This is a genomic window from Shimwellia pseudoproteus (assembly GCF_016415625.1).
Lineage (GTDB): Bacteria > Pseudomonadota > Gammaproteobacteria > Enterobacterales > Enterobacteriaceae > Shimwellia > Shimwellia pseudoproteus.
Genome location: NZ_WBXP01000088.1, coordinates 1 through 6,372 on the forward strand (window position 1 = coordinate 1; position 6,372 = coordinate 6,372).

The following is a 6,372-nucleotide window of genomic DNA, read 5'->3' on the forward strand; positions in this document are numbered from 1 at the left end:
AGATTGTCTGATAAATTGTTAAAGAGCAGTGCGACGGCGCTGAGCGCTCTGTCGCGAGGTGGCGTATATTACGCTTTCCTCTTTCAGAGTCAACCCTTATTTTCAGGATTTTCCTCTACTGACTCAGCATATTTCGTGAAGTTGTTCACATTTGCCGGGTCAGTGGGAGCGCATTATAGGGCGTGTTTCGAAGATGGCAACCGCTAATTATATAAAATAAGTTTAAGCGTTCTTTTTTTGAGCGCAGCCCCGTAAATCGCAAACGCCCCGACACCATCAAAATATGTAAAACACAATAAAATCAATAAATTAAATAAAAACTACTTTTTAGCTCCGCTGACCACGGTGCTGATATGCCATTTCGCCAGCTGAACCGCATCCTCACTGCGGGCATGATCGGCCAGATGGGGAAAGTCGCGCCAGGTGTAATAACCGCGCTCAGGTTTTGGCAGCGCCTGCATTGAATGCCCGGGCCATAACTGGAGCTCGCCCAGATCAGGCAGTGCGTATCCGAGCACCTCATGCGGGAGCTGCACATTCAGCGACGCGAGCGGCTCCCCGGGAATCGGCGTTGGCACCCGGTTATCACCAGTATAGTAGTTGCGCTTCAACACCAAAAACTTCTCCGGCACATTCTGATGGCTGTCCCACCATTGCCCATCCAGCATATCAAAATGGAAGCGAGTCTCTGGCGCGGTCACTGCCCCCAGTTGAGACAGGACACCGGGCAGCGCCGCAGTCATCGCCACATTATAGATAGCAACAGATTTCGCATGCCCCGACAGGATCAGTGAGGCGGCAGTGCGTGCCCCCAGCAGATTGGAGTAAAGATCCTCAGGGGAATAGGCGGACACCCCTTCAGAGAAGCCAGGTACCGATTCGAAACCATACCACTGCGCAGTTTCATGCCACGCGGCGACCTGGAAAGCCAGATAGGCAGACAGCCAGGTCGCCAGCGTATAGCGATCGGCCGCCGACGCCGGGGGCGTAAACGCCGGCAGCACAATGCGCCGCTCCGCCAGTTCATCATCCAGCGTTAAAGTTTGCGCCCTACCCAGTGAAGGCCAGATATGGCTGAACAGCCAGACTGTCATGTCCGCCGTGTCGCGCACATGGGCGATATCAACAAATCCCCCGCGGATGGTATAGAGAATACCGTCACGCTCAGCGCTTACACCTAACAGCTTCGCACCAGCCCCCAGGAAAGAGTCATTATATTGATGCTCCCCCAGCGCCGTTGCTTCAACCACATTATTAAGCTGATAAAAAGGCACCGGGATACCGAACGCTTCGGCTTGCAGGTTATAACCAAACGCACAGCAAGGGCGCAGCCCTTCCGGCGGCGCCAGCGGGGATGTCACCGCCGGTACCGCGGCCACCGCACCCGGTAACGGGGATAAATCCACAGCCACAGGCAGCGCCGCACCGGCACCAAAAGAGACGGCGGGCACTAACGCCGCCAATAACCATGACCGCAATGTCATACTAAAACGCTTCCCCTACCTGGAAATAGAACCCGGAACTTGATCGCCCTACCCCGTAGTCCAGGCGCACATTCATCCGGGGCTTAAACTCAAACCGGTACCCCACCCCCACAGAAGGAAGCCAGGTACTTTGCCCCAGTTGATGAACCGATGGGCTCATGGTACCGGTACCCACCCATCCCACAATGCCATTACGCCAGTCCAGCTTACGGCGATATTCCAGTTGGGTGCTCACCACATCCCGGTCCCGGTATCGCCCTTCATAATAGCCGCGCATTTGCTGGCCGCTGCCCAGCTCCGGCAACATATTCCACGGCACATGCCCCTGGGTAAAGTGGCCATCCATTTGCCAGGCCAGCACGGTTTTCTCATTAAACGGATAGTAGAGACTATAACGGGTTTCGTACTCATCGAACCGGCTGTCGCTCCCCAGGGCCGGGGAGTAAGCGGTATACCGCACATTGAGGTATTGCCCATGCTGCGGGTTGGGAACAAAGTCCCGGGTATCATAGGTAAAATTGACACTGGCCCCGGAACTCAATACCGATGGGCCCTGGGGAGCATTTTCCAGGGTCCCCCGTGATTTACGATGAATATCCGCAGCGTGTTCGGAGGCAACGGACCAGCCAACGCCAAGGTAGGTTGCCGGTGCGATGCGGTATTGCAGGTTGGGTTTCAGGCTAAATGCCTGAGAGGTATATTGCTGCCGGTTGTGGTTATGCTTCGCGGCGCTGAACCCCTGCCCCCAATAATAGGTCGGCGTATTTGCCAGTGAGCCATCGGCAAAAAAGCGCCACTGATCATTGGCAAAGAAGCTGTAATTCTGCACTGTGAGCCCCAGTGCCCCCGTAGAGGTAAAATAACCGCTCAGGGACACTGTTGAGTTCTGGCTGACATGATCGGTGGCATCCGGGCGATACATCCCCACCACCGCCGTGCCAATCCCCAGCCCCAGCTCCGGGGTATAAAATGGCCCAGGCATCACTCCCCAGTCGATACCTTTCGCCGGATCAAAAGAATTATTTGCCCCGAGCTTACCCAGCCAGCCATCAATACTGGCCCGGGAAGGTAACACACCATCAGCTTGCGCCATACCTGGCAGACAGCCAAACAACAGAAAAATACCGGGCCACTTCAGAGACATCAGAACCGGAACTCCGCGCCAGCATAGAAGCTGTTACGTTTCTGGAAGCCCCATTCCGTTGTGACGTTAAAGTTCTTCGTCACCTGATACTGCATACCGGCCAGCACGTTCCACGGCGAAGTCAGGTGCTGTTTAACATCAAAGCGCCCTTCTCCTTTCTTGTTGGCCATGTCCATTAATCCGGCCAGTTCCGGCGGCATACTCAGGTCGCTCAGGCTGCCTTTAAACTCCTGCTGCACGTCCTGATACATGCTCCCCACCCAAACATTCAGTTTACCGGATGGCAAATGGATAGCATTCCAGCCCGGGGTGTCGAAACGGTACCCGACACGCGGAGATAAGGTAAACGCGTTAATACTACCGTCGAGGATATCGAAATGGGTCTGGGTATAGTTCATATCCACCAGCCCAAACCAGTTGTTATAACCACCCACGAACGTGGTACCGGCACCGTAGGTTGTCCCTTTAAATTTCAGTTTGAAATCAAGGTTCTGAAGCTGACCATTTTTATTCATCCCGTGGACAACGTTAGAGATGATCTTATTTATCCCGCTGAATTGCGAAGCATCAGAATCAACGGAGACTTTAGATAAAGAACTCCCGTTGGTGTGGCCTAATATCCCGTAGACGTTCATGAACGGGAATATCCAGGCATCCAGTTTCATGGTCTTGGTTTCACTGCGCTAGCGGGTTTTGGCTACGCTGATATCAAACAGGCTGGGCGGTAACGGCAACGTCCCGAGGGACAAACCGGTAAAATCAATACTTTTTACATTAATATTCTGCCGAATATTCATGTAGTTAACCCCAATGCCAAAGGGTTCAGGCAGATCATATCCTCTGGCGCGAGCTTCATCGCCAAAAAACGGCAAAATATGGTGTTCTGGTTTTATCGCCGCAGGCTTATCTGCTGTGGATTCATTATGTAATGCCCCGGTGCTGGCAACCGGGCGTTGAGATAAATCACTGGCGAGGTAACTGGGGGTATCTGCTTTAGCAATCAGGTCCTGTGTCGCCTGATCATCTGCTGGAGAAAACGTATCCGCATAAGCAACGGTAGAAACCATTGTAGCGGACAGTAACAACATATTGGTTATCGATTTCATTATAAATTTATAGTTAACGGAATGTAGACAGCGACGCGTTATAATTACAAAGGCCCGTAATGCCGGGATGAATACCAGTAAACTAATACCGTACCCCTATTATTTCATACTTACTTACGCATTAACGTGAAATAATACCGCAGCGCATCGAATACCGCCCAATATGCGAATAATGTTGCAAAATGAAAATTACAATTAATATTTTATTCATCAAAAAACAACGATTTATCAGCAGATTAAGCGCCATCATTAAAAAATAAAAATAATAGCACAGGGCGTTAACATTTGTTATACAAAGAGCATGAAAGGTTAATTACCCTTCCATGCCATCATCGCCAGGTAGCTATTCTTCTGCGTTATGCCCCTTCAAAATGGTATTTAGCATCGGTGGCTTTAGTCATTTTGGTGATCACTTGCTGGGTTAATTTATTGGTCAGATTAAGTGCGTCCTGCATCGTTTTATCTTCAAAATCCTGCAACAGCTTTTGTGCCTGCTGGGGCTGTGATTTGTAGAGCGCCAGGTATTGCTGCTCCATTGACTTCTGCCCTTTGGCCGTCTGTTGCTCAAAGTCCTGGTAAGCTTTCTGCACATCTGGCGCATAGTCTTTGTAATCCTGCATAACCAGGGTTTGCAATGTACGAAACGTCCAGTTCACCGAATCACCACTGGCGCTGTCAGTGCCCTTATCATAGCCGGGTAAATAGTGGGTTATGCCCTGATAATAAGGTACATAAACCCCCAGCGCAGACATGCCAAAAGAGACATATTCCACTTCACCAATCGCCGCCGGTAAGTTTGGCCGCACCTGCAAAATATGGGACTCCTGGGTACGGAATACCGATACCGGCCGCCAGGCCTCCTGCGGGTTTACATTGGCATAGGGATCGTGACTGGTGCCCTGGTACCGGTTACGCAGCGCCTGTTTGACATCCTCAACGCTGATTTTATGGGCCGGTTTGACAAATACCGGATACGCTTTGCCATTGGTGATGGTGGTGGTCAGCCCCGGATTAAACCCGTGCTGCAATGTCCATACCCGCGGGTAGTTATAAGTGGCGTCATTCGCCACATCCTGAGAATAGGCGGTATGGAAGTTAAACTCGCCTTTTTCCGGGTGATACAACCCGTGCTGCTGGGCAAAACTGACCAGGGTCGGTGACGCTAAATAGTTAGCCGTATCTTTGGGATCATAATGCTGTAACCGGCCCTGATTCGCCGAAACAAAATATTGATCATTGGGCAAACGGCTGGCCATCCACTGGTGGCCACTGCCGCTTTCCAGATACCAGACCTCTTTGCTGTCGACAAAGGCGACACCAAAACCTTCACCGGCCCCTTTTTGTTCAATTATGTTCCCCAACAGCTCGACCCCCTCACGGGCGCTGTGAATATAAGGCAGCACGACGGTTTGAATAGCATCTTCGGTAATGCCGGTTTTTTCTACATAGGGATCGGCCTTCAGTGCGGCGGCACCGTTATAAATCGTCTCGGTTGCGGTCAGCCCCACACCCGCCGCGTTAAACCCGGCTTCCCCCATCGATTTATCGGCGGTATCAAAATCATGAATAGCAGAATAACGCAGCGCTTCTTTCGGTAATGGCCAGGTAAAATCATTGCCGTGGGATTTAAAAACACCCTGCTGATTATGCACCGCCGGATGAATCACCATATGCTTGGCATTGGCCGCGGAAAAATCCTCATTGCGGGCAACAATATAAGAGCCATCTGCGGATGCCTGGTTCCCGACCAGCACTGTGGTACAAGCACTTGCCGGTCCAATACTTAAAGCAGCAATAGCGGCTGCCAGCACTGTCGTCTTCATAATCCCCTCGATTTATTTGTATAGTTTTGTAAGTAACCTCTTACTACCCTATGCCGAAAGCAAACCAGACACAAAGACTATTAATAAATAATAAAATAGAATTTGTAAGAAATAATTAAATAAAAATATGGCTGATTATATAAATAAAATGCCATTTATTTAGAATTTAACACCAACACAAATCAGAGCAACTCCCTGCCCCCGGCCCGGTGAATTTCGTGATACAGCGCACAGACAGCAACAAAGCCGGCAGAACAAGCGCAAAACCGATGGCCGGAGACTAAGCTCAACGAGCATCGCAATGCGCAAAAAATCACCACCCACTCTGATGCCAGGCCGCCGCAGGCCCTGTGGTGAACCTTATTCTCTGTGTTAACGATGTCATTATTTTTGGTCATTTTTAATTTGCTAAACGATTTCCCTCCGGCGCCTCCCGGAAATAAATGAATAATCATAAGGAAACGGCACATGGCTCAGGTTTTTTATTCTCTCTGCCACCGCAAATATCGTGGATATATAGCGACAGGGTTTACGTTATTAAGCTGCGGATTATTATCTGCTAATAACGCATCTGGCGGGAATATTTCCCCTTATACGCCACAGCACCTTCGCCAGGCATATATAGATTCGGCGGCAGCCCTGGCAGAAAGTGATCCCGACGCCTTCAACCGTCTTGGCTTCTATTATGATGCCGGGCTTAATCAGGCTGCCGATCGTTTTAGGGAAGGTGCGAATAAGCAGGTCATTTCTTCCCAAGCTGACTCGCTGATTAAAATTTCGCGGATCTGGGCCGATTTTTTTCCCGCAAACACATC

General features: G+C 50.6%; 4 protein-coding genes and 1 pseudogene. 1 reads left to right on the plus strand and 4 read right to left on the minus strand.

The window, feature by feature from the left end; translation table 11 throughout:
• Positions 1–320 precede the first annotated feature (320 nt).
• The 4 genes and pseudogenes from F9C28_RS19485 to F9C28_RS19500 form a co-directional block, all read right to left on the minus strand.
• Entirely contained in the window at positions 321–1,484 is a 1,164-nt protein-coding gene (locus F9C28_RS19485) for a DUF4056 domain-containing protein (protein WP_199016912.1), read from the minus strand.
• A gap of 1 nt (position 1,485) precedes the next feature.
• Positions 1,486–2,628, minus strand: a complete 1,143-nt coding sequence (locus F9C28_RS19490) for a BamA/TamA family outer membrane protein (protein ID WP_199016913.1) — start codon at positions 2,626–2,628, stop codon at positions 1,486–1,488.
• Positions 2,628–3,734: pseudogene (locus F9C28_RS19495) on the minus strand (hypothetical protein). Before F9C28_RS19495 ends, F9C28_RS19490 begins: the two are co-directional and overlap by 1 nt.
• A 356-nt stretch (positions 3,735–4,090) precedes the next feature.
• A complete protein-coding gene (locus F9C28_RS19500) occupies positions 4,091–5,557 on the minus strand; it encodes a C69 family dipeptidase (RefSeq protein WP_199016914.1) in 1,467 nt (488 codons plus the stop codon).
• Positions 5,558–6,025: 468 nt separating this feature from the next.
• Here F9C28_RS19500 and F9C28_RS19505 point away from each other — a divergent pair.
• Positions 6,026–6,372, plus strand: a 347-nt coding sequence (locus F9C28_RS19505) for a hypothetical protein (protein ID WP_199016915.1), incomplete at its 3' end; no start/stop codon positions are given.